Genomic DNA, 22,181 nt, shown 5'->3' on the forward strand with positions numbered 1-22,181 from the left:
GGTGGCTACGGGCGATGGGGGATGGCATCGTCCTCATCCGCGCGGGCCGAGGCCATCGGTCGCACCACCGTGCCGAGACGGAGCTCCGCGCAGTGCGGCTGGTCGTCGGGTCGCCACCACAGCTGCTCCGGCGTGGGCAGCATCTCGGAGACCACGACGTCGGCCGAGGTGAGACGGGCGAGGTCGAGCACCGCCATCGGGTCGGCGAAGTCGACATACAAGGGCTTCGGTTCGGCGGGATGCCGGACATAGACGTGGCGTGGCAGGCGGTGCTGCGCCCGGACGCGGTGGAGCGCCAGCCACTGCCCGTACGCGTCGTCGGCGCGTTCTGGGAGCCGTACCCGCCACCGGGCGCGTTGCAGCACGACGCCGGCGACGACGATGCGCGGCGTGTAGGTGCCGAGGTCGATCGAGACCGGGCCGAGCGCCGGGCGGGAGAGTGCCCGGTGCAGGGTGGAGGAGAGATCTCCGGGCCACAGCAGCCGCCGTTCGCCATTGATCAGGACGGCGTCTGCCGTGGCAGGGACGTGTGCCTCGGCGATCGGCACCACCTCGGCACGGTCCTTACTGGACAGACCGCTGAGTTCGATCGCCACCCCCGGTAGCTCCGGGGTGACGTGGGCGCTGCGGCGGCGGGAGACGATCGTCGCGGCCGTCTGCGGCGAAACCGCCTGTTCGACCCGGGCCACGAAGTCCGCCCAGAGCCCGTCCGGATCGCTGTGCAGGGGTCGCTCCAGCCCGCCGAAGATGGAGCTGCAGTCGTCGTGCAGCTCCGAGAGCACCCAGGTGGCGGTGGCGGGGTCCGGGCCGGCGACCATCAGGTCGGGGCTGGGCAGGCAGGCGTCATCCGGGTCGAGGGAGACCAGCTCCCACAACGGGGCGAGGGCCTCGGCGAGTTCGTGTGGGTCGAGCTCGACGACCGGTGGACGGTCGGCGACCACCGTCAGGTCGCCGACGGCCTTCGTGGTCAGCTCGTGCAGGATGGCATCCAGCTGGTCCCGCCGATCGGTACGGGCGGGAATCTCCCGGACGGCGAGGGCCGCGAGCGGGGCCGACGTGCCCCGCAGCGCGGTACACAGCGCGTCCCGGGCGTCCTCCCGGGCGAGCAGGGCGGCCAGGAAGGTCAGCGGGAAGACGGCCTCGGTGACCTGACGGATCCGGTCAACGATGGGCGCGCCGAGGCTGACCTGCTCACTCAGCGGACTGGACCGGTCCTCGTGGAACAGTTCCCGGTCGGCGTAGTGCTGTCCACTGTTGCGGGAGGCATCCCCACCGGCCCGGGCGCTGGCCTGCTGCGCCGCGGCGAGCTGCGGGGCGCGGTCCGGCCACCCGGCCTGGGCGTATCTGTCCCGACAGTCGGCGAGCTCGACAACCGTGGGGGTGGGGTGCTCGCCGGCGAGCCGGGTCAACGCATGGAGCTCGGTGGCCGGAAGACGCCAGGGCGAGACGGTCAGCGCCGGCCCCAGCGCCCGTACCAGCCGCGCCAGGCGTTCGTCGGACTGGTCCGTGGTCCCGGTGGCGGCCAGTAGGTCGGCCAGGTGGGATCCGGGGCTGGCCGTTGCCGCCTGCCACAGCGCCAGCGCGGCGGCGGCGACGGTGAAGCGGCGGCCGTCCACGACCCGTTCCAGCACGTGCTCCGGGCCGGGCTGGCGGAACAGGGGACTGGGCCAGGCGCGCTGGGTCCGCAGCGGAGTGTCGCCGGCGGCCTGCTCGCGGAGCTGCTCGACCAGCCAGGCGCTGGCCTCCACCACGACGCGCTCGGGCCCGGGTGTCCCAATCCGAATCGGCTGGTCCTGTTCCGGACGAAGCTTGCTGAACAGCACCGGGCCGAAGAACGAGACCGTCTCGCACTTGGTGGCGAAGCGGCGAAGGTAGCGATGCAGGGTGTCGAGCCGGCGGCGCAGCGCCCGCGGTAGGTCACCACCCGCCGCCGAGCTGTCCCAGCCGGAGTGCTCCAGCGGCGGCGTCCGCAGCGCGGAGTGGAAGAAGCCCGGATTCGACACGAACACGGCGTGCCGGAAGGCATCGGAGCTGGCGGTCTTCGCGGTGCCCAGCCGAGCCTGGCGCAGCGCGGCGTCGAACTCCGCGCGGACGGTCGCCAGGTGTTCGGCGTGGGTGTCGACCAGGGTGTTCCACCGCGAAGCCCACTGCGGCATTCCCGTGGCCGCCAGGATCTCGACGCCCCGCTCGTCCAGCCGCGCCCCGGCCGCTATCCGCCGCCGACAGCTCTGCAACGCGCGCAGGGACCGCTGGCGGGGCTCGAGCTCCCGGACGGCCTCGCGCGCGGCGGGCCAGTGTTCGTGCATGAAGTGGAGCCGGGCCGCCTCGACCTCCTGCTCTGCGGCGAACACCCGGTCGCCCGCGGCGATGAGGGTCGCGGTGGCGAGCCCCGCCACCAGCTGGACCGGAAAGCCGGTGCTGCGGAGCAGCGCCGACGGTACGGCCTCGACGGCCAGCTCTCCTCGCCCGGCTGGCACCGTCCAGGTCAGTGCTGCCATCTCGAGCCTCCTGACTGGTCTCGCTTTCGGTTGCCGGCTCGGGTAGGAACGAAGGGAGCCGGGTACGTCACCGCGGCCCGGCCGGTGCGACGGGAGGGAACATGCCGCGGATGAGGCTCAGCCCCGAGATCCGACGTCGGTGTTCGGACGCTGTTGACCAAGCCGAGGATCGTCTGCTCGCTCTGTCGCGCAGCTTGCACGCGGAGCCGGAGACGGCGTTCCGGGAGCATCGCAGCGCGGCCAAGGTGAGCGGTCTGCTGCGCGACGAGGGCTTCGCGGTGGACATCGGGGTCGGTGGCCTCGAGACCGCCTTCACCGCCCGCTACGGCGACGGTCCGCTGGTGGTCGGGCTGTGCGCCGAGTACGACGCGCTGCCAGAGCTCGGCCACGCCTGCGGACACAACATCATCGCCGCCTCCTCGGTCGGCGCGGCCCTGGCGTTGCGTGCGGTCGCGGCGGAGCTCGACCTCACGGTCGTCGTGGTCGGCACGCCCGCCGAGGAGGACGGGGGCGGCAAGATCACTTTGCTGGAGGCCGGCGTCTTCGACGAGGTCTCGATGGCCATGCTGGTCCACCCCGCGCCCGAGGACAACTGCGCACCTCGTCCGTTGGCGCTGGTCGAGTTGGAGGTCACCTACACCGGGCGGGAGTCCCACTCCGCGCTCGCACCGCAGCTGGGCGTCAACGCCGCGGACGCGTTGACCATCGCCGAGGTCGCCGTGGGGGTCGGGCGTCAGCACCTCGAGCCGCGCCAACAGGTGCACGGCATCGTCACCCACGGCGGTGATGTGCCGAACGTGGTCCCGGCGCACACCCGTGCCCGCTACAACCTGCGGGCGGCCGACATGGAGTCCCTGAGCCGGCTGGAGTCGCGGATCCGGGCCTGCTTCGCCGCGGGCGCCGTCGGCAGCGGCTGCACCCACGAGGTCAGCGCCACCCCCGCCTACGCGGAACTGGTGCACGACCCTTTCCTGTCCGAGGCCTACCGGTCGGCGGCGACCGAGCTGGGCCGCCCGCTGGTCTCCCCCGAGCAGGAGCGGGAGATGCCCACTGGCAGCACCGACATGGGCAACGTGAGTCGCGCCCTGCCCAGCCTGCACCCGAGCATCGGCATCGACAACGGCGACGCCGTGAACCACCAGCCCGAGTTCGCCGCGGCCTGTGTGGCCCCCGGTGCTGATCGGGCACTGCTGCAGGGTGCCGTCGCGCTTGCCTGGACCGCCGCCCAGGCCGCCCAGGACCCCTCGGCCCGGCAGCGACTGCTGGACCTGCACCGGGCGCGTGGCATGTCGACGGCGAGCCCACGGTAGCGGCGGGCACCCACGAGCGGATCGACTTCGGCTCATGGCAGTCGCACCACCGTGTCGCCCGCGTCGGTTTCGACCCGCACTGTGGTGATCTCGGGGCCCGCGTCGTTGTGGACCGCTACCGCGAGCCCCGCCAGGCCGGGCCACCGTGGCGCCCACTCCCGCTCCCGCGCCGGGCCCGTCACCAGACCCGCGAGCGCGGTCGGCCGCACCCGGTGCCCGGCTGCCCGCAGGTCACCCGCCACCCGATCCGCCCGATCCGCGGGATTGCCGTAGCTCAGGAAGAACGGCAGCACCCGGCTGCGCCAGGACAGGTCGAACGCGGCCTCCGCCCACGGCACCCGCTGGCCGTCAGCGCGTACCGACTCGCCCCGCAGCAGGCCGGGGTCGGTGCCGGTGACCTGTTCCACCCGCTGCGCGGTGGCGGCGATGTCGTCGGTGAGCACCGCCCAGTTGAGGAAGGTCGGCCCGTCTGCGGTCCGCTCCAGGAAGGCCCGGCCGAAGTCAGTGCCGCCCAACTCCCCCTCGTTGTCGGTGACGAGAAGCTCCAGATACTGGACGTCGGGGGTGTCGAACGGCACGACCCAGCTCGCGGTGCCGTCCGGGTTGGGGCTGCCGTCGGTGACACCGAAGCCGTACCGCTCCCACAGCAACTCCCTAAGCGGGGTGATCGTGCGGGCGCCGAGAATCACGTGGTCGATGCGCATCACGCGGTGCCTCCCTGTGCGTGCGTCGGGCACATGCGGTACGGCAGCGCGTCCCAGTCGGCGTCGAGCAGCCCGGCCGCCATCCCCTTCGCGGTGGTACGGGCCGAGAGCAGCCCGTGGCCGGCGTGTCCGGCCGAGATGAAGATTCGGTCCTGACCCGGCAGTGCCCCGGCCAACGGTCGGCCTGTGTCGGATACCGGCCGCAGCCCCGCCCGCAGCTCCAGTGGGACGGAGGCGGCGAGGCTGGGCATGGCGGCGGTGGCGAACCGCAGCAGCGCTCCGACGCCCTGGGCGGTGACGTGGTCGGCGAAACCGGCATCCTCCTCGGTTGCGCCAACGAGGATGTCGTCGCCAACCCCCGGGGCGAGGTAGTAGGCGGAGGAGAGGATGCTGGTCAGCTTCTCGTCGGTGCGCAGCACCACCATCTGACCCCGTTGCGGCCGGATCCCGGTGGACTCGGCCAGCCCGGTGCCGGAGCTCCACGCGCCAGCGGCGATCACCACCCGGTCGGCGTGCAGTGTCTCCTGGTCCGTGCGAATCACCACCCGGTGCCCGTCCTCGCGCACCGCGCGTACCCGGCACTCCTGTCGCCAGCTGACCCCCTGCTCTCGGCAGCGGCCGCGGACCGCGGCCAGATACCGCCGTCCGTCGATCATGAGCCCGCCCTCGGCGTGCAGGTAGTGTCGGCTGGCGGGGAGCTTCAGGCTGGTCGCGACAGCGGCGAGGTCGTCGCCGCTGACCCGCGCCCCGGCCCCCGCCTCCGTCAGGAGGTGGCCGTAGGTTTCGATGTCCTGCTCGCGCAGGGCGCGCAGAATCGGCCGTACCATGCTGAAGGTGCCGAACTCCGGCTCCAGGCGGGCCACGTCAGCGTCCAGGTCCAGCTTCGCGCTTCGCAGCCAGGAGTAGAACTCGTGGTCGTCCAGGTAGCGGAGGGAGGGCACCGCCACCCCGGCCGCGCGATGGGTCGCGTGTCCGGGCTCGGCGCCGGCATCCAGCACCAGGACCGAGGCACCCTGGCTGCTCAACTCCTCCGCCAGGCACGCACCGACTATTCCGCCGCCGACGATGGCGAAGTCAGGAGTTGACGGTAACGACTGCATGTCCGGCACCTTCCAGTTCGGCTGCGCTGGCGAGTACCAGCGAGCGGGTGGTCACGTCGCTGTCGCCGTAGACAGCCGTTCGGGGGCCCGTCAGACCGTGGGCATGACGGAGTAGGTGGATGGGCTTGCCGTGCAGCACGACCACGAAGCTCTCCTCGGGGCGGTCCACCGGCCGGGCCACACAGTGGACCCGGATCGTGCCGTCGCCGTGGTAGCGCTGAAGCCCTTCGACACACCACTGCAGCTCGATGGCGTCCGGCGGTGTTATCGCAGCGGGTCCGTCGAGTTCGAGCCGGACGATCGGGGGCGGGCCGCAGGCGGCGGTGTCGTGATCCCAGACCGCCCGGCCCGGCGGCACACCGTCGCGCCACTGCCCGGGGGGACAGATCCGGCCGGCGTCCACCAGCGTGCTGGCCTTGGCCGGGTCACCGAGGTCGTCCCGGTCGTACCCGGACGGCACCACGGGGAGATCTCGGATGGTCAGCGCGGGTAGCACCCGGCGCCCGGCGAGTTGCGCCGCGGTCTGCCGGCCCTTGCGCGAGGAGAGGGAGAACGCTGCCCCGGCCACGAGCACGGCCGCGGGCGCGGGGCGCAGGATGAGCGGGCGACCCCGCCAGTCCGCTGGCGGTGCGGCGGCGGGTGGGTGCGCCAGCAGCGCCAGGTCCTGCCCCGCGACGGCCGAGACCAACTCCAGCGGTGTGCCGGGACCGGCGGTGCCGAGCACAACCGGCCCGCCCGCGGTCTCGATCCGGACCAGCAGGTCGCTGCGGCCCGGCACCGGCAGGTCGGCATCGGTTCGCCACTCGTGGATCGTGGCGACGGCGCTCTGTAGCCCGTCGAGGGCGCCACCGATCCGGGCGGTGGCGTCGGTGAGCAGCAGCGCTACGTTCTTGGCTGCCGCATCGGCGGCGGATCCGCCCACCCGCTCCGAGCAGAGCACCCGTCCGGAGGTGTCCCGGCGAAGCTGCACGAGGTCCAGCGACACGGTCAGCCGGGGGCCGGCGGAGGTGGGGGTGAGCAGCCCGGAGGCGCGCAGCCGAAGCTCAGGCATGACGCACCGCCCGGATCCCGACCGATCCTGCGGGCAGCCGGAGGCCCGCGTTGGCGAAGGACACCAGGACCGGATACTGGCCCAGCTTGCCGCAGCCACCGGTGGCCCGGAGGTACCCCTCTACCTGGTGTGCGTAGGGCCGTAGGCGTGCCAGCGCCCGCGCGCCGTCGCCGACGATGCGGAGGGGGCCGAGCCGGGCGGTGGTGCCGTCGGCCCGGTGCAGTACGGAGATCGGCGCGTGGAAGACGAACGCACCCGAGGCGATGTTCATCATCTCCAGCCGCAGCCCGCGGGGAGCGATCCAGTCTCCGGCCGGCTCCTCGACCTCGACCCCGGGCTCCAGTACCGCCGCGGTGTGCGTCATACGTGGGATCGCGGGGTGTCGGTAGTTCTGTCGGCGTCCGTGGCCGGTTCTGGTGGTGTTCAGGCGCTGGGCCAGGGCCAGATCGTTCATCGGCCGACCGACCACGCCCCGGTCGATCAGGCGGGTGGTGACCGAGTCGGCTCCCTCGTCGTCGAAGGCGCTCCGATAGCCGCCGGCGGCGAGGTGGCCGCCGTCGAGGAGGGACAGCCAGGGTGGGGCAACCCGTTGCCCGAGCTGTTGGCCCAGGTAGCTGGTGCCGGAGGCGACGACGTCGGCCTCCATTGGGTGTCCGACGAGCTCGTGGAAGAACGCCCCGGCGAACCCCGGCAGCAGGACGAGGTCGGCGTTCGCGGGTAGCTCCTCGGCCAGCGGCAGACCGAGCCGGCCGCGCATCTCGGTGGCCGTCTGCCTCGCCGCCCGCGCCAGCGTGCCGGGATCGTCGATCGGATTCCACCGGACAGACTGCGTGTGCCGGGTGCCGTCGTCGCTGGTCAGGGTGAGCAGCAGCGTCGCGACGAAGCGGTGGGTGGAGCGGACCTGGTCCGGGTCTCCGGCCGCGACGTGCTGCTCCGCGACGCCGAGAACGAGCTCGGCGCCGGTCTCGGCGGCGATTGTGGTAAGCAGGGCGCGGTGCTGCGCCGTCACCTCGAACACCGGTCGGCCCTGGACCTCGCGCAGGACATCGGCGGCCGGCGCGGTCGGCCCGGCGCAACCGGTCCCGAGCAGCGCGTCGCCGTCGGTGAACCGGTGTTCGGTGCAGCCGTCCCCGAGGTGCCGCTCCACACTCATCCCGCGGACGGCCGAGCGTTGGCTCGGGAACGAGCCGTCCGGTCGTACGTCGACCCGCAACCGTAGGGAGTGTTCGCTGAACCAGACCGTCGGCGTCATGCCTGCCCACCTTCGCCGACGACCTGCATCCGCAGCTCGCTGGTGTAGCGCCGCCCCTCGGCGTCGCGGAGCCACAGCCCCTCCGGTCCCGGTGCCATCCGCTCCACGTCGATCTCGTCGCAACCCCGGGTGATGTGGTTGACCAGGTCGGCTGCGAGTGGGGAAGCGAGATCGATCAGGTATGGCTTGCGTTCGTGGGCGCTGCGGCCAAAGAGGAACCGGACGTTGGTGTCGCGGGCCAGCCGACGTAGCCCGAGGAACCGGGTGTGCGGCTCCGCCGCCGCCAACGTCTGGGTCGGTACCCGCCAGCGGGCGCGTTGCAGGGTCACCGCCCCCAGTACGACCTCGGGCAGTGCGCCGCCGGTGGCGGTACGGAAGGTGGGGTGCAGGACCTGCGGGTGCGACAGCGCGGCGATCGGCGCGTACTTGACGAAGTCGCTGAGCGGAACGTACGCGGTGACGTTGCGACCGTCTGGATCCCGGAGGGTGACCGCGTCGGAGGTGATTGAGACCCGGAGGTCTTCGGGTTTGAGCAGGTCCGCTCGGCCCTCGTCGGTCCAGGAGAGCGGACGCATCGCGACCTCCCGGCCGGGGAACCGGTAGTAGCCCTTGTTCCGGCGACCGAGGTCGAGGCCGACCAGGTCGTCGGCCCGCCGGGCGACCCATTCGGCGGCGGCTGCGCCGAACCGTCGCGGATCCGGATGCATGGTGGCGAGCCAGCTGTCGACCAGCAGGTGGTGGTGGGCGCGGGACAGCACCAACGGTGCCTCGTCCAGCCCCGCCACGTCCGCCGCCGCAGGGCAGAGGTCGATGACGGCGTACCGCTCGCCGGCGAGGGCGTTGGCCTGACCGATGAGCTGGGCCAGCTCGGACCGCCAGTCCTCACCCGGGTAGCTGGGCGCGTAGGTCGCCTGGTAGGTGCTGGTGGAGTCGGATTGATCCGCGGCGGCCCGGGTCGCGTACTCGAGGAGGTTCAGTTCGATGTCCTGGCCGTTGCCGGTGAAGCTTTCGCGGACGGCCTCGGCCGCCGCGGCCTGGGTGGCTTGACCGTGCGTGACGCAGGCCTCCAGGAGCGGGGTGAGCTGCTCCTCCCAGCGCCGAATCAGATCGGCCCCGATGGTGAGGGCGAAGGGGGAGGCGCACTCCTCGAAGAAGACCGCCCGGTCGGCGTAGGCGGCACCCGCACCTCGGCGGGCCGGCCTGCCGGTGATCTCGGTGAACCGGGTCTCCAGCGCCGCGACCGTGGTGACCTTGCTTTCCAGCGGCTGTTGGACCAGCTCCGCGAGGAGCGCGGCGAGATCGTCGAGGCGGGCGAGCCATTGGGCTCGGGCGGGTGTGGCCGGTAGCGCGGCGAGTTGTTCGCGCAGGGTCGTGAGGGGATCCAGGTCGTAGTCGCCGCCGCCGAGTCCGATCGTGAGGTGCTCGGTCGCCACCAGCTTCATCAGCGTCCGTACCACCTCGACGGCGGGGCGGCCCGAACGGTGGATCAGCTGCCGCACGGTCGTGCCGCCCGGGAGCACCTGGGCCAGGATCGGCTCACCCGGGTCGGTGCCGCGGCCGGTGCGGTGGAATCGGAGGTGCGGCAGGATCGCGGAGTCCCGGGCGATGGCCAACGCCAGGGCCCGCGCCGCCCAGTGGGACAGAAACACCCGGCGCGTACGGGGAACGTCTCGGCGGAGCTGGGCGTCGCCTCCGGGGCTCACCGCGCCGTAGGCCATTGGGCCGAAGAAGCTGACCGTTTCGTTCTTGGCGCAGAACCGTTGCACGTAGGTGTACATCTGTCGGCGTACCCGCCGCCAGCGTGAGTTCAGTGCGCCCTGGTACGCCAAGAACGGTTGCAGCATGTTGCGGTAGGCGTCCGGGTTGGACAGGAAGACCGCCTCGGATACCTGGGACGTTGCCAGCAGCTCCCGGAGTTCTTTGCCGACCTGCTCGTCCGCTGCCTGGTAGGCGCGGACGTACTGGGCCAGTGCCTCCCCCCAGGCATCGACCGCCGCCCGCCAGTCCGGCCCGGCAGCCCGGGGCAGCTGAGCGACTCGGCCGTGCAGCACGTCTGCCCGGATCCCGGCGGCTCGATCGCCGGCGAAGTGCGTCGAGACGCCGGCCAGGAGGACCTCCTCCCGCCGGACCACCTCGTCGGCCAACTCCAACAGGTCGCCGGAGGCGCCCAGCTCCTCCAGCCAGTCGAACGGCATTCCCGCGTGGCGCACGATGAACTCGCGGCCAATGCGCCAGTTTCTTGTCATTGTGGACTCCGGATTGCCCCGGCCCGGACCAGCTGACCGGACAGTTTTGTACGGACCGTGTCACTGAGGTGCTGCCATACGGCAGCGTCGCCGCTCGCCAACCGCCGTACGACCGGCGTCAGTCTCGGGTGCAGCCGAAAGGCGCTACCCGTGCGCAGGTTCACCACGAAGGATCCGGGTCCGCGCCCATCTGGCCCGGCCCCGCTGGCCTCGACGACCGCGGCGGAGGGTTCCCATGTGGTGGGGGGCTGGATTCCGGGCGCGAGCGCGCAGCAGGCGAGCCGACCGGGATACAGCTCGGTTTCGGCGCCGAACTCGGCGGTCAGGGTGCTGGTGATGCGCTGCCGGTCGGTGTCGTCGAGCGACCCCGGCCCGTGAAAGCGATCCCAGCGCGGGAGATCGTGCCGCGGCGAGTCCTGCCGGGTCAGCGGCACCCCACCCCACGTCGTCGATCTGCGCGGACCGTTCCGGCTGGTCAGCCGGAACGGGCTCAGACCCGCCAACCGGGGTCCGGGCCCGGAGTGCAGCCGCCGGGCGGCGGTCGTGGTCGCGTCGGCGTCCAGCCCGGGAGCGCCGACCAGTAGCTCTACGGCCAGCCGGTCGTCGCCGACGAACCGGCGTACCGTCTCCAGGTCGGTATCGATGCCACTCACCCCCGTCACCGCCGACCAGGCGGAGAAACGGGCCACGGTCAGCGCCACCCCGCGGCAGTCCCGCCAGGCCCGGGCCGGCAGCAGCACGGCCTGCTCGGGGGCGAGCCAACCCGCCCAGGCCTGCCCGGGGTGCCACTGGTGGGCGTCGCGTACCCAGCGGATGTCTTCGCCCACCGGGGCCCACTCTCGCCGTAGGCGCCAGGACGGCGTCCAGTCCTCGAACTCGGCGCCGGCGAACGGTGCGAGCGCACGCAGTGCCTTCCGGTGCGCGGCGGCGAATCGCCCGCAGAGGGTGACTCGGTGCGGACCCAGTGCCACCGCCAACGCGGCGGCGGCTGGAAGCTGCTGGTCGGTTTCGACCAGCAGGTGCACCCGAGCCCCCGGTGCCCAGGCTCGGGCCCGGTCGGCCTCCGGTGCGAACAGGGCGGTCCGGGCCGCGGCGGACACCACGTCGGCGCCCGACTCGGTGGTTCCGTTGACCAGTTCGACATCGTCTACGGCCAGACGGATCGTCGGGTCTGCTTCGGCGGTCAGTCGCAGGGCCAGACCCGTGGCCCGGAGCCGGCCCCAGTCGTCGCGCCCGCGGCCCAGGATCGTCGCGGCGGCGGCGGCGAAGAGCGCCTTGGTGGCCGCTTCCGCGGCGGCCACTCCGGGTGTTGGCCGTGCCGCGGACTCGACCAACGCGTGTAGGCTCACCGGAGCGCAGAGCCGGTCGAGGAATTCGGCATTGGCGTCGAACAGCTCGTCCCCGGGCCCCAGGACCGGTTCGAGGCTCAGGTCGTACAGGGGAGGCAGGATCACTCGGCGCATCACTGTCCACCACCTCGCAGGTAGACGCAGCGCAACTCCGAGGCGAACCGCAGCTCACCGTCGCGAAGCCAGGCGTCGGTCGGCGCGGGCAGGGCCTCGGTGACGGCGAGGTGGTCGTCGGTGGCCGCCAGCCGCGCCATCCCCTTCAGCAGGTCGGGGCTCGCGGTGTCGACATACACCGGCTTGCGCTCGGCCGGCGACTTGACGAAGAAGCGGTTCGGCAGGGCGCGTTCGGTGACCAGCCGGGCGGCACCGAGCAGCAGGTCCAGGTCCCGCTGGCCGCGGAGCGACGTCTGCACCTCGGCGCTCGGCACCAGCCAACGGCGCCGGGAGAAGACCGCGTTGCCCCAGCGCAGCCGGGGCAGGTACGGCAGCGTCGGTAGGACGGCGCGACGAATGCGGGGCAGTGCGAGCGCGGTGTGCACCGCCGTGTCGAGCTCGCCGTTGTGCAACAGCAGGCTTCGCCCGGGGAAGCTGGCTCCCCGAAGCACCACCTGCTCCCCGTCACTGTCGAGCCAGAGTTCGTCCAGGCCGATCCGGTGCCGGCCGGCCGTCGCGGAGCCACCCAGCTCGAGTACGACGCCGGGGAACTCCAGCGGCGGTAGCCCGGTCGTCCGCCGGGAGATCACGTTGACGGCTATCTGGTCGCCGAGAGCTCGCCGGACGGCGGCGTCGCGCTCGGCCAGCAGCGTCGCCGCATCCGGGTGAAACTGAAGGGCCCACGGGGTGAGTAGCGCCGCGTCGTGGATGTCGCCGAGCACCAACGGAGTCGTACCCGGGTCGTAGTCGGCCAGGTTGGCCGTACCGATCAGGACGTCGATGGAGCACAAAACTGGTGCGGCGGGGGCGGGCACGGTGGGCACGGTGGGCAGCAGGCCGGCGACGTCAAGCTCACTCGCCTCCGGTCCGGCTTCGCCGACGACGCGGGCCAGTTCCGTGCTGAGCTGACCGCCGTACTCGATGGACATGTCCGCGCAGATGCTCAGCGCTCGCAGCAGCGGAGTGCGGCCGGGGCCGAGCCGCCGCGCCACCGCCCGGTTGGTTTGCACCCGGGTCAGCTCCGCCTCATGTGCGAGCAGGTCGAGTACGGGGGCTGCCGCCGCCCGCAGGTCGTGGGCGAGCTGCCCACGCAGCTCCAGTTGGGCGGTCCCCACCGCGGCCTCGTGGATGATCACCCGGTCGTTGTAGAAGCGGCTGCGGTTGGTCGGCCCACCGGTGGGGAGCAGGGCCTCCACCTCGGCCTGGATGGCCAGCTTGCGCTCCGGCGCGGTCCAGGGATAGCTGTCGAGGAGGTCGAGCACCTTGACCAGCAGCGAGCGGACGGCCGCCGCCCGGCTGGCGGCCTCGGCGCCGGCCTCGTCGATCCGCTCCAGGGTCCAGCGCAACGGGTCCACCGTCGTCGCCGGCGGGCACCAGGAGTGCGTCAGCACCCCCTTGGCCACGGCCGTGCGGAACAGCCCAACCGTACGGGTCACCTCGTCGCCGGCGGCCGTGGCGAGCTCAGCGATTGTGCGGTCGCCGTCCACCGCCCGGATCAACTCGGCCGACGGGTCGTCTCGGCGCGGGGGACGTGCCGTGGTCTTGCGCATGGGGACCAGGTGCGTCACCAACGCGTCATCACCGATGATCATCGTCTGGACGGCGTCGTTGACCCGGGCGGCGCAGTGCGCCTGGCGAACCCGGATCTCCCGGTGGCCCGCCCACGACAGGGTGGTTGGAGCGTCCGAGTCGGCGTCCACCCGGCCGTAGTTGATCGGCCCGAAGAAGCTCATTGTCTCGCTCTTCGCAGCCAGGCGCTGCGCGTACGCGGCGAGCTGGCGGCGGATCCTGCCCCCGGTCGCCCCCCGGACCAGATCCCGGTGGACGGCGGGGGAGGAGCAGACGATGGCATCGTTGATCCGCGGGTCGGTACGGATCTCCGCGAGCGCGGCATTGACCTTCGCCGCGTCCGCTGCGACGGTCGGCTCCAGTTGGTCTCGGGTCCGTGTCACCTGCTCGGCGATATCGTTCCACTCGGCGAGCCAGTCGCGGTCGAAGACGTCCGACGGGGGTAGCGGGCGGACGTTGCGTAGCTTGCTCTGCTGGCCTCGGGTGAGGCGAGCCGAAGCCCGCATCCGTGCGGCCACCTCGGCGGCCCGCCGCTCCAGAGTGGCCAAGTCGCCGAGCAGCGCTGCGGTCTGGAGATAGGTCAGGGACTCGATCAGTTGCCAGGGGAAGCCGGCGCTGCGCAGCACGAGGGTTGGCAACAGTTCCCAGCTGGGATCGGCCGGGCCGGCACTGGTGGGGACGGTCACGACGAAGCCCTTCTCATAGCGATCCGGAACTCGGCGGTCACAGGTTTGTCGCCGTGGCGCAGCCACAAGGCGTCTGGCGCGGGCCGCATCTCGGCCAGCGAGACCTTCCCGTCGCCGGCCAAGGTCAACGCCAGCAGCGCGTCCACGGCCAGCGGATTGTCGAGGTCAACCCCGACCGGCTTGGGTTCGTGCGCCGCTGAGACGAAGCAGAAGCGGGGAAGTCCGTGCCGGGCGCGTAGGGACTGCACCGCGAGGAAGGCCGTTGCGGCGTCCCGGACCTCGGCGACGCCAAGGTCAGCGGCGCTGAACCACCAGCGGGCCCGCTGCACGATGACCTCCCCCACGCGGATTCGGGGCGCGAAGTCACCGAACCGGATCAGGGGCAGGGCCACGCCCGGTGCGGCGAAGGCCCGGAGGTGGACGTGGTCGTCCTCGCCGGCGTAGAGGGTCAGCTCACCGTCGGGTGCGCGCAGCCGCGGCACCCCGTTGACCAGGACAGCGGTCAGGTCGGAGAGCGCCACGGTGCGCTTGCGGTCGTCGGTGGCCACGGAGGTGACCTCGACGAAGCGTCCCGGAAACCAGTCGGCGACCAGGCCCTTGTGCCGCCGTCGACGGATGACCGTGGCGAGCTGGTCGGCGCCGCCCCACGGCTGGAGCCCAGCGGTGAAGTCGGCCAGCATCCGCTCCTGATCGTCGCAGAAGAGCCCCTGCGACCCCCAGGCGAAGACGTAGGGGTGCAGCTCCCCCAGGACCAGCAGGTCGCCGCCGTCCGGCTGCCGTTCCAGCATGAGGTCCGGGCTGACGAACCGGTCCCGGCCCGGGCTGGGCGCCAGTGCCGCCAGAGCGGCGGAGGACAACCGGGCCTCCTGCCCGCGCAGGCCGGCGCGCACCAGCTCGGTGTAGGTCTGGGTGAACTCCCGCACCGGGTCGGAGAGCGCCGTCAGCGCCCCCGACTCAACCGCTGGTAGCACCCGGCGGATCAGCTCGTCATAGGGCAACGAATCGGTCCCCGTCTCGCTGATGACCGTCGCGCACAACCGTGCGGCGACGTGTTGCTGGAGCTCGCCATAGCGGGCCGCGACGTCCAGCACCGGGGTGAGCTGCTCCTCCCACCGCCGGGCGACGTCGCCGCCGACCAGCACCGGAGACTGGTCACCCTTGGCGTCCAGCGACACCACCAATCGGTCGGCGTACATCTGGCCGCCGGCCCGACGGGCCTCGGTCGCCGTCAGCGTCGAGAAACCCGCCTCCACCTCGGCCAGCACGGCCGCCCGGTGGTGGTGGCCGGCAGCGGCCGCGTACCGGTCCGCCAGGGCGGCGAGTTCGCGCAGCCGCGCCGGCCACTCGGTGCCACCGGCGTGCTGCTGCGCGAAGCCCACCAGCCAGTCCAGCGGACGGGCGGTGGTGGACGGCGGCTCGGGCCACAGCCGTACGGCGCCGACCTGCCGAAGCCGATCCAGGATCGCGCGTGCCTCGGTGACCTCCATGCCGGCGAGGTCCGCGAGGTCCCGTACCGAACGGTGGTCGTTGACGTCGCGAACGAGTCTCCAGTGAGTGCCGGAGAGCCGGATCCGGCGCCCGGCACTGGTCTGCACGGTGCCGGTTCCGGCTGCGGCGTCCGCTAGCCGACGGCAGGCCGGCACCCAGGTCACCGGCAGCTGGTCGCGGACGGCGGGATCGGCGCCGAGGTTGCGGGCCAGTTCGCACACGGCCCAGAACGCGGTCTGCGCCTCCGTGGTGTGGACCCCCGACCCGGTCTCGGGGCCCAGCTCGATCCCTTCGACCGCGTGGTCGATCCGTCCGTGCACCAGCGGACCGAAGAAACTTGTCGTCTCGTTCTTCGCGGCCAGGCGCTGGCCGTAGAGGTAGGCGCGGCGGTAGAAGGAGCGGTCCTTGGCCCGGTTCCGGTTCGCACCGTCACCCCGGGTGGCCCACCCCTGCCGCCAGCGCACGACCTCGCCGTAGAACGAGGGCGAGAGCTGAAGCAACGCGTCGCAGACTCGATCGCTGGCCAGCAGCGCGCGCACCCGGCCCGGTCGGCGCAACGCCTCCTGGGCGAGGACAGCGGTCAGCTGTTGGCCCGCCTGTTCCAGCTCGGCCTGCGCCGTGCCGTAGGCCATCGCCGCTGGAACCAGGTCTGGGCCCAGCTGCTCGGGGTTCACCGACAGGCCACGTCCCGCCCGGCTGCGGGCCCGGGACAGTGCCCGAAGCCGCGACCGGTCCGTCTGCCGGTCGGTCCGGGCGACAGCCCGGGCGATGCCCTCGATCAAGTTGGTGCGGCACTGTCCGAACTGTCTCGCCGCCGTGCGGTACTCCGCGGCGCCCGTTCGCGTTGGTTCATCGGCCAGGTCGGTCAACAGCTCGATGCCGAAGCCCGCCCGACGGAGCAGTAGCCGGGGGTAGAGCTGCCAGGGGGTTGGTTGCTCAGTCATCGTCAGTCCTGAAAGTTGATCAGGTCGAAGGGACGGTTGAGCTTCGTGCGGGGCTTCGGCAGGAGCTCGGCCAGCTCCGCGGAGCTGGACACCGCCTTCGCGAGGGCCGTCGCCTCGACCGGACGGGTCAGGCTCAGTGCCGCGTTCGCCACGGTGTCCGGGACGTCGGCGCCGGCCCCACCCGTCATCACCTGTCCGGCCTGGGCGAGGGCGATCCGGTAGGGGTCACCGAGCAGTCGAGCGTCCTGCTCGGCCAGCTCGTACTCCGCGACCGCGGCCTCGCGGTCACCCGCTGTGGCGTGCAGCATGCCCAGCTCGAGGCGGACCTCGGTCTGATGGAAGATGTCGTTGAGTCCAGCGGCGTTGGTGAGGGTCGTGTCGATTTCCTCGATCGCCGTTTCCCGGTCGCCGACCAGCAGCCGCAGCCCGGCGCTGCGATACGAGTGGTGCTTGGCGAAGCCCGCCGTTGCGGAGCCGGTGGCCTGCCGGAACTTGTCCCAGGTCGCCAGGGCCGACGAGTGCTTACCGGCCTTCTCCTGCAACACACTGATGTTGGAGTACAGATTGATGCGCAGGTGGGCGGAGCTGGCATCGTTGAGGCCCGCGAGGCAGGCGAGTGCCTTCTTTTCATGCTCGAACGCCGAGCCGAGTCGTCGCTCGGCGAAGAGGGTCAGCCCGCGCAGGTTGTGCAGCCAACCCCGCTCCCGGCGGACGCTGTCGGCCTCGTTCGGGCGTTCCCGGACGACCTCGAACCCCTGCTCGACCTCGGCCACCGCCTCGCCCAGGCGGTTCTTGCGCTTGGAGAGGGTGAGGGCGGTGTACAGGTGGGACTGGGCGCGGATCTCCGGAGAGAGGTCGTCGTCGTGTTCGCGAATGGCGCGAAAGGCGGTGACGGCCGCGTCCTGGTCCCCGCGGAAGCCGGCCTGGATGCCGACTACCTTGAGGAGGAAGCCGCGGATATCAGCGGTGCTGCGCAGGATTGTGGTTTCGAACTCGATGGCATGGACCAGGCTGTCCTCGCGTTCCGCCTTGGCCAGCAGCTCGGGAAGGGCCGGCGTGGGGACTCCGGGCAGGAGCTCGATCGCCTCGGTGGCGACGACCGCCATCCCTTCCCAGTTCGCGGAGAAGAAGGCCCGCCGGCAGTAGGCCATGGCGGCGGCGACCCGGTCGACGGCGCTGCTGTCCTTGTCGCGTGCCCGCTGGTAGAGCTTGCCCTCTTCGGAGACGGGCACCATCGCGGTGGCCGCACCCGAGGGTAGGTCCAGCACGAGATCGTCGACAGTGATGGGCAGATCCATGCGACGGAGGCAGCGAGCCCGCTCGGCCCGGTAGTCGGCGTGCGGTCCGAGCGGCACGCGGACCGACTCTGGCCGATCCAGCAGCAGTGCCGCGCCGGGGTGGACCCGCGAGTGCTCCACCGCCCGCATCAGCCCGCGCAGGGACGACAGGTCGGTGCCGCCGGCGCCGCTGACGAGCAGTGGACGGCCCAACTCCGCGGTGCCGGCGCAGAGCGCGGCGGCGGCGACCGAGAGGACTCGGTACACCTGCTCGCTTTCCCGGTGCAGCCGCCGCTCGGAGGCGGCGAGTGCGATCTCGCCAAGTGGCAGCGGGTGGTCCTGCGGCTGGTCGTCGGGGGCCAGCTCCGCCCACTCAGCGGCGTGGCGGTTGGGTAGGTCACCAAAGCTGGCACCTGCCGCGCGGAGCGCGGCGATGCATTCGCGCAGCCCGACATAGGAGCTGGCGGGGCCGGTGTTGATATCCACCCGGAGGGCGGCACCGGCGGCCACGGTCACCGGCGCCACTGGATGGCCTCACTCGTTGCGAGGGCGAGCGGTGCGATCTTGTTTTCCACCTCGTCGAGGTCGAAGTCGACGTTGTCCAGGTCGTCGAGCCCCTCCACGTCGGGATCGATCGGCTGGGCGCTGGTCTGCTGGCTGTCGCGGGACGTGGCTGTCGCGGCGTCAACCGGCAGCGGCGGGTTGTCGACGGTGCCGTCGGCTACTTCCGCGGTTGCGACGGAGCGGTCGTTGTCCAACATGTTGTACTCCACTTCGGATCGGGCCGGCAGTCAGGCTGCGATGGCTCGGGCGAGGGCGAACTCGACGACCTGCTCTCCCATCAGGGACAGCTGGGCGGAGATGTGCGAATCGGTGCTGGTGCCGTCGGAGGCGAACGTGACGTTCTCCGTGTTGACCGCGACGCCGAGCGGCGTGGGCCAACCCCGGAGTGCGTGTACCACCGTGCGGAGGCTGGTGAGGGTGGTAGCGGCCTGGGACCCGCGCGCAGTGACCAGACAACCGACGGCCCGACCATGCAGATAGGGGCGAGGCGCGTCGTTCAGGTCCTCGATGTAGTCGAGGGCATTCTTGACCAGGCCGGAGATGCCTCCGTGGTACGCCGGCGTTCCGATCACGATCCCGTCGGCCATGCGTACGGCGTTGACGAGTTGCCGAGCCGCCGCCGTCCGCCGGCTCTCGCCGGGCAGGTACAGCGGTAGCTGTAGCGCGGTGGCACCGAGCAGGTGCGTCCGGGCCCCGGCCTGCTCGGCGGCGGACAACACCGCCCGGACTGCCTGCTCGGTGGAGGAGCCGGGGCGCATGGTGCCGCCGATGCCGACGATGAGGGGGCCGGTGCGGCTTCGGACCCTGCTCGTGCCATGGCTGGTGCTGGTTAGCTGGAGCACGTTCACACCTCTCTTTCGTCCCGCGCGGACTCGAAGCCGCGAGCTGTCCGGTGCGATGGGATGCGTCGTCGATTCATTCGTCGTCCGCTGTGCGGTTCCCCCATAAGAGAGGGCCCAAGGCGGGTCTGATGCATGCGATCCATGTCGCGAACGTGACGTATCAGACCGGAGCGTGACTGTGCGACTACTCACTCCGCTGTGCGGTAGCTGAGGGTTCGCGGGACCAGCCAGGTAGTGATGGCCCACCCGCAGGGCGGGCTGGGGCTCAGCCCGGGGAGCCGACGGCCGGGCAGCAGGGCGGGCTGGTCAGCGTGGCCGGGGCTGGGGGAGGTCGGTCAGCCGGCGCCGAAGCAGACGAACGAGGCGGCGGTGGCGGTGCCGGCGTCCAGGCCAGCACCGAATTCCGCCTGCGCGCCGGCGAGGGCGAGACCCGGTGTATCGCCGGTGGCCAGCCGTCGATGTATCTCCACCATCAGCTCCTGCGCCGCGGAATCCAGCGCCGGCAGGACACTGGCCAGTACCGTCGCCGTTCCCAGCTGGAGCAGCGCGGTCGACAGCCCCATCAGCTCCTCACCCGGGTGCACCGCTGAGAGCCCCACGTCGCAGGCGGAGAGCACCACTGTGCCCGGCGCGCAGGCGAGCCGCTCCAGGTCGTAGACGGTCAGCGGGCCATCGGCGAGGCGTACGTGCGAGAACATGGGGTTGTCGGTGCGGAACCGGCCGTGTGCGGCGAGGTGGGCGAGGGGAGCACCATCCAGCGCCGCGAGCGCTGCCTCAGCGGTTGCGTCGGGGCCGAGGAGCATCTTGACGGGAGCGAGTGTCCCCGCCAGCCGCTGTACCTCTGCTTCGGCGTAGGCGAGGCCGGGGCCGGCGACCAGCACCGGGTTCCGTTGGTGGGGCGGAGCGGTCGTGGTGGGGTGGGCGGCCTGGCGGCGGGCCGACGCGGTGAGCCACTCCGATGCTGACGGCACCACTGTGACCGGTCGCCCGGCGCAGGTCGGTAGCAGCGCCCAGGGCATGGCGTGCAGTGCGCCGACCGGCACCAGGACCAGCCCGCCGGCGCCGAGCCACGGCTGGATCGCGCCGAAGATCAAGTTGTCCAGCTGGTGCACCGCGAATCGGGCCGCGGTCGCTGCCGCCGCCCGGGAGTCATCGGTGCCACGGCTGGTCAGGATGCGTCGCAGCGCAAACCGCAGTGCCTGGAGCTCGTCGGTGACGGTGGCGAGCGCACCCAGCGCCCGGGTGTGAAACCGGCCGCCGTGTACCACGACGATGTGTAGCGTGCCGTCAATGTCGATCAGCTCGACCAGCGTCTGGTCGGCCAGCTCGACCGCGATTCGGTCCAGCGATATTCCGTTCGCCGTACCAGACTCGGTGCCGCTGGCCTGCCAGCTACGGGTCCGGATCCGTTCCTCGATCATCCGCTGTCGACGCAGCAGGGTCGATCCCAACGTGGCACTCGTCTGGTTGGCTTCGTCGACGGTGCGGCGCAGCTCGGCCAGGTCGGCGGCGAGCCCGGCTTCGTCCGGTGGGCGGGCGGGGGGTAGCCGCAGCGCGGCGGCCCGCCACCGCTCACTCCAGCGCAGGACCGCCCGAGCCTGGCCGCCCCGAACCGCGAGTCGAAGGCCGGTGCTGGCCAGTTCCAGGGCGTATGCCCCGGCCAACACTCGCAGCTCTGTGGCGCCGAGGGCTGCCTGGTAGCGGTCCAGCAGTGCCATTCCCGCGTTGAGCGCCCGGCGCGCCCCGGCGGTGTCGCCGGTGGCGATTCGGCGGAGTGCCTCGGCATGCCAGGCGCGAGCCCGGAGCTGAGCCGGCCCGCGACGACTGGCGGCGCGGATGGCGCTCAACTCCCCGGCGATGGCTGCGGCCTTCGCTCGTTGCCCGGTGCGAAGCGCCCGATCAAGGGCGACTCGGGCGGCGTAGAGGCGGGCGTCGAGTGCGGGTATCGGCCAGCTACTCGCCGTCAGCGCAGTGGCAACGGAGCGGGCCTGCCGCAGGTGCGCCGGCTCGTCCGGCGAGCTGGCCCGCAGCTTGACGTATCGGGAGAGCGCCGCCCAGGCCGGTCGGTTCTGTCGACTGAACAGGCGGTACGCGGCCTGGGCCTGCTTCGAGGCGGTCGGTAGGTCGGCCTCGGCCAACGCGACCTCGGCCAGCATCAGCCGGGCCTGCGCCTCGTAGAGCCCCATTCGGCTCGCCCGGGCCGCGTCCAGGGCGGCCTCGGCCGCCGCGCGAGCCTCCGGCAGTAGCCGGGCTCCCAGGAGTACCTCGCCTCGATCCATCAGTGCGATCGCCGGGCGGGTGGTCTGGGCGAAGTACTGGTCGGCCAGGTCGTACCAGCGCAGCGCGCCAGGAATGTCACCCGCGCGGGACAGTACGAAGCCGAGATTGTGGCGGACCTGGGCGAGAGCCAGCTCCTGGTCGAGCTCCGCGTAGCCCTGCTCCGCGGCCCGCAGGTCAGCCTCGGCCTGGCGCAGGCTACACCGGTAGGCGTGCAGCACCCCTCTGTTGGTGAGCGCACGGGACTGCCACAGCCGGTCCCCGCTTCGTCGGAACGCGGCCAGCGCGTCGGTGTAGCCGGCCATCGCCTCGTCGAAGCGGCCGAGGCGGTCGAGGATCAGCGCCCGCTGCATCTGTAGGCGTGCGGCGGGCAGCCCGCGAAGCATCGGTGACGCGGCGTCGATCTCTCGCAGCGCCTGTTGCGGTTGGCCGGCCTCGGCCAGGACCAGCGCCAGGCTCATCCGGGCTTCGGCGGCGCGGACCGGGAGTTGGGCGGCCTCGGCCACGCGGCGTGCCCGGCGCAGGTGGCGGAGCCCGTGATCTGCGTTGTGTTGCTCCCGCGCGGCGAGACCGAGTGCCCGCAGCGCCACTGTCTCTTGGTCGGGATCCGCACCCGCACGGGCAACGGCGAGCGCGGCATCGGCCAGCTCGGCGGCGCGAGCCGGGTCGGCGGTGACGAGGCGAAGCGCCCTGCCTGCTGGACTGTCATCCATCTGGTCAGCGCTGCCCATCACCTAAGGAGTCTGGCACAGCGGTGAACGACCGAAAAGCCGTGCGGCGAAGCTTCCGTTTCGTCCACTGTGGTGATCCCCAGCTCGGATGGGTATCAGTCAAGTTCCTGACTCAACTCGCTGTCCACAATTTGTATCAG

14 protein-coding genes are annotated in these 22,181 nt (G+C 71.9%); 1 reads left to right on the forward strand and 13 read right to left on the reverse strand.

Features of this window, described 5'->3' with window-relative positions; all coding sequences use genetic code 11:
* Positions 1-5: 5 nt before the first annotated feature.
* Positions 6-2,498 (reverse strand): lantibiotic dehydratase, encoded by a 2,493-nt coding sequence (locus K228_RS0112660; RefSeq protein WP_025618776.1) that lies wholly within the window; start codon positions 2,496-2,498, stop codon positions 6-8.
* Between the two features lie 101 nt (positions 2,499-2,599).
* On the opposite strand from K228_RS0112660, the gene K228_RS0112665 reads away from it, so the two are divergent.
* The gene (locus K228_RS0112665) at positions 2,600-3,808 is read left to right on the forward strand and encodes an amidohydrolase (protein ID WP_025618777.1); all 1,209 of its coding nucleotides are present in this window, start codon (positions 2,600-2,602) and stop codon (positions 3,806-3,808) included.
* Positions 3,809-3,840: 32 nt separating this feature from the next.
* On the opposite strand, the gene K228_RS0112670 is transcribed toward K228_RS0112665, so the two are convergent.
* From K228_RS0112670 to K228_RS0112725, 12 genes are all read right to left on the reverse strand, one after another.
* Positions 3,841-4,512: a VOC family protein gene (locus K228_RS0112670; protein ID WP_025618778.1), complete on the reverse strand. Its 672-nt coding sequence runs from the start codon at positions 4,510-4,512 to the stop codon at positions 3,841-3,843.
* A complete protein-coding gene (locus K228_RS0112675; protein WP_025618779.1) occupies positions 4,512-5,612 on the reverse strand; it encodes an NAD(P)/FAD-dependent oxidoreductase in 1,101 nt (366 codons plus the stop codon). The genes K228_RS0112670 and K228_RS0112675 overlap by 1 nt, the downstream gene beginning before the upstream one ends.
* Entirely contained in the window at positions 5,587-6,663 is a 1,077-nt protein-coding gene (locus tag K228_RS0112680; protein ID WP_025618780.1) for a hypothetical protein, read from the reverse strand. Before K228_RS0112680 ends, K228_RS0112675 begins: the two co-directional genes overlap by 26 nt.
* Positions 6,656-7,915, reverse strand: coding sequence for a metallopeptidase TldD-related protein (locus K228_RS0112685; RefSeq protein ID WP_025618781.1), 1,260 nt, complete (start codon positions 7,913-7,915; stop codon positions 6,656-6,658). Before K228_RS0112685 ends, K228_RS0112680 begins: the two co-directional genes overlap by 8 nt.
* The gene (locus tag K228_RS0112690) at positions 7,912-10,161 is read right to left on the reverse strand and encodes a lantibiotic dehydratase (protein WP_025618782.1); all 2,250 of its coding nucleotides are present in this window, start codon (positions 10,159-10,161) and stop codon (positions 7,912-7,914) included. Before K228_RS0112690 ends, K228_RS0112685 begins: the two co-directional genes overlap by 4 nt.
* Positions 10,158-11,627, reverse strand: a complete 1,470-nt coding sequence (locus K228_RS0112695) for a hypothetical protein (protein WP_025618783.1) — start codon at positions 11,625-11,627, stop codon at positions 10,158-10,160. Before K228_RS0112695 ends, K228_RS0112690 begins: the two co-directional genes overlap by 4 nt.
* Complete coding sequence (locus K228_RS0112700) at positions 11,624-13,918, reverse strand: lantibiotic dehydratase family protein (protein ID WP_025618784.1); 2,295 nt, start codon at positions 13,916-13,918, stop codon at positions 11,624-11,626. Before K228_RS0112700 ends, K228_RS0112695 begins: the two co-directional genes overlap by 4 nt.
* On the reverse strand, positions 13,915-16,350 hold the full coding sequence (locus tag K228_RS0112705) for a lantibiotic dehydratase (RefSeq protein WP_025618785.1): 2,436 nt from the start codon (positions 16,348-16,350) through the stop codon (positions 13,915-13,917). Before K228_RS0112705 ends, K228_RS0112700 begins: the two co-directional genes overlap by 4 nt.
* A gap of 2 nt (positions 16,351-16,352) precedes the next feature.
* Positions 16,353-18,152, reverse strand: coding sequence for a hypothetical protein (locus K228_RS0112710; protein ID WP_025618786.1), 1,800 nt, complete (start codon positions 18,150-18,152; stop codon positions 16,353-16,355).
* A complete protein-coding gene (locus K228_RS0112715; protein ID WP_025618787.1) occupies positions 18,140-18,400 on the reverse strand; it encodes a lymphostin biosynthesis Trp-donating RiPP in 261 nt (86 codons plus the stop codon). Before K228_RS0112715 ends, K228_RS0112710 begins: the two co-directional genes overlap by 13 nt.
* Before the next feature lie 18 nt (positions 18,401-18,418).
* A complete protein-coding gene (locus tag K228_RS0112720) occupies positions 18,419-19,039 on the reverse strand; it encodes an NADPH-dependent FMN reductase (protein WP_025618788.1) in 621 nt (206 codons plus the stop codon).
* A 329-nt stretch (positions 19,040-19,368) separates the two neighbouring features.
* The gene (locus K228_RS0112725) at positions 19,369-22,041 is read right to left on the reverse strand and encodes a CHAT domain-containing protein (RefSeq protein WP_025618789.1); all 2,673 of its coding nucleotides are present in this window, start codon (positions 22,039-22,041) and stop codon (positions 19,369-19,371) included.
* Positions 22,042-22,181 lie beyond the last annotated feature (140 nt).

Source organism: Salinispora cortesiana (genome assembly GCF_000484695.1).
Taxonomy (GTDB): Bacteria; Actinomycetota; Actinomycetes; order Mycobacteriales; family Micromonosporaceae; genus Micromonospora; species Micromonospora cortesiana.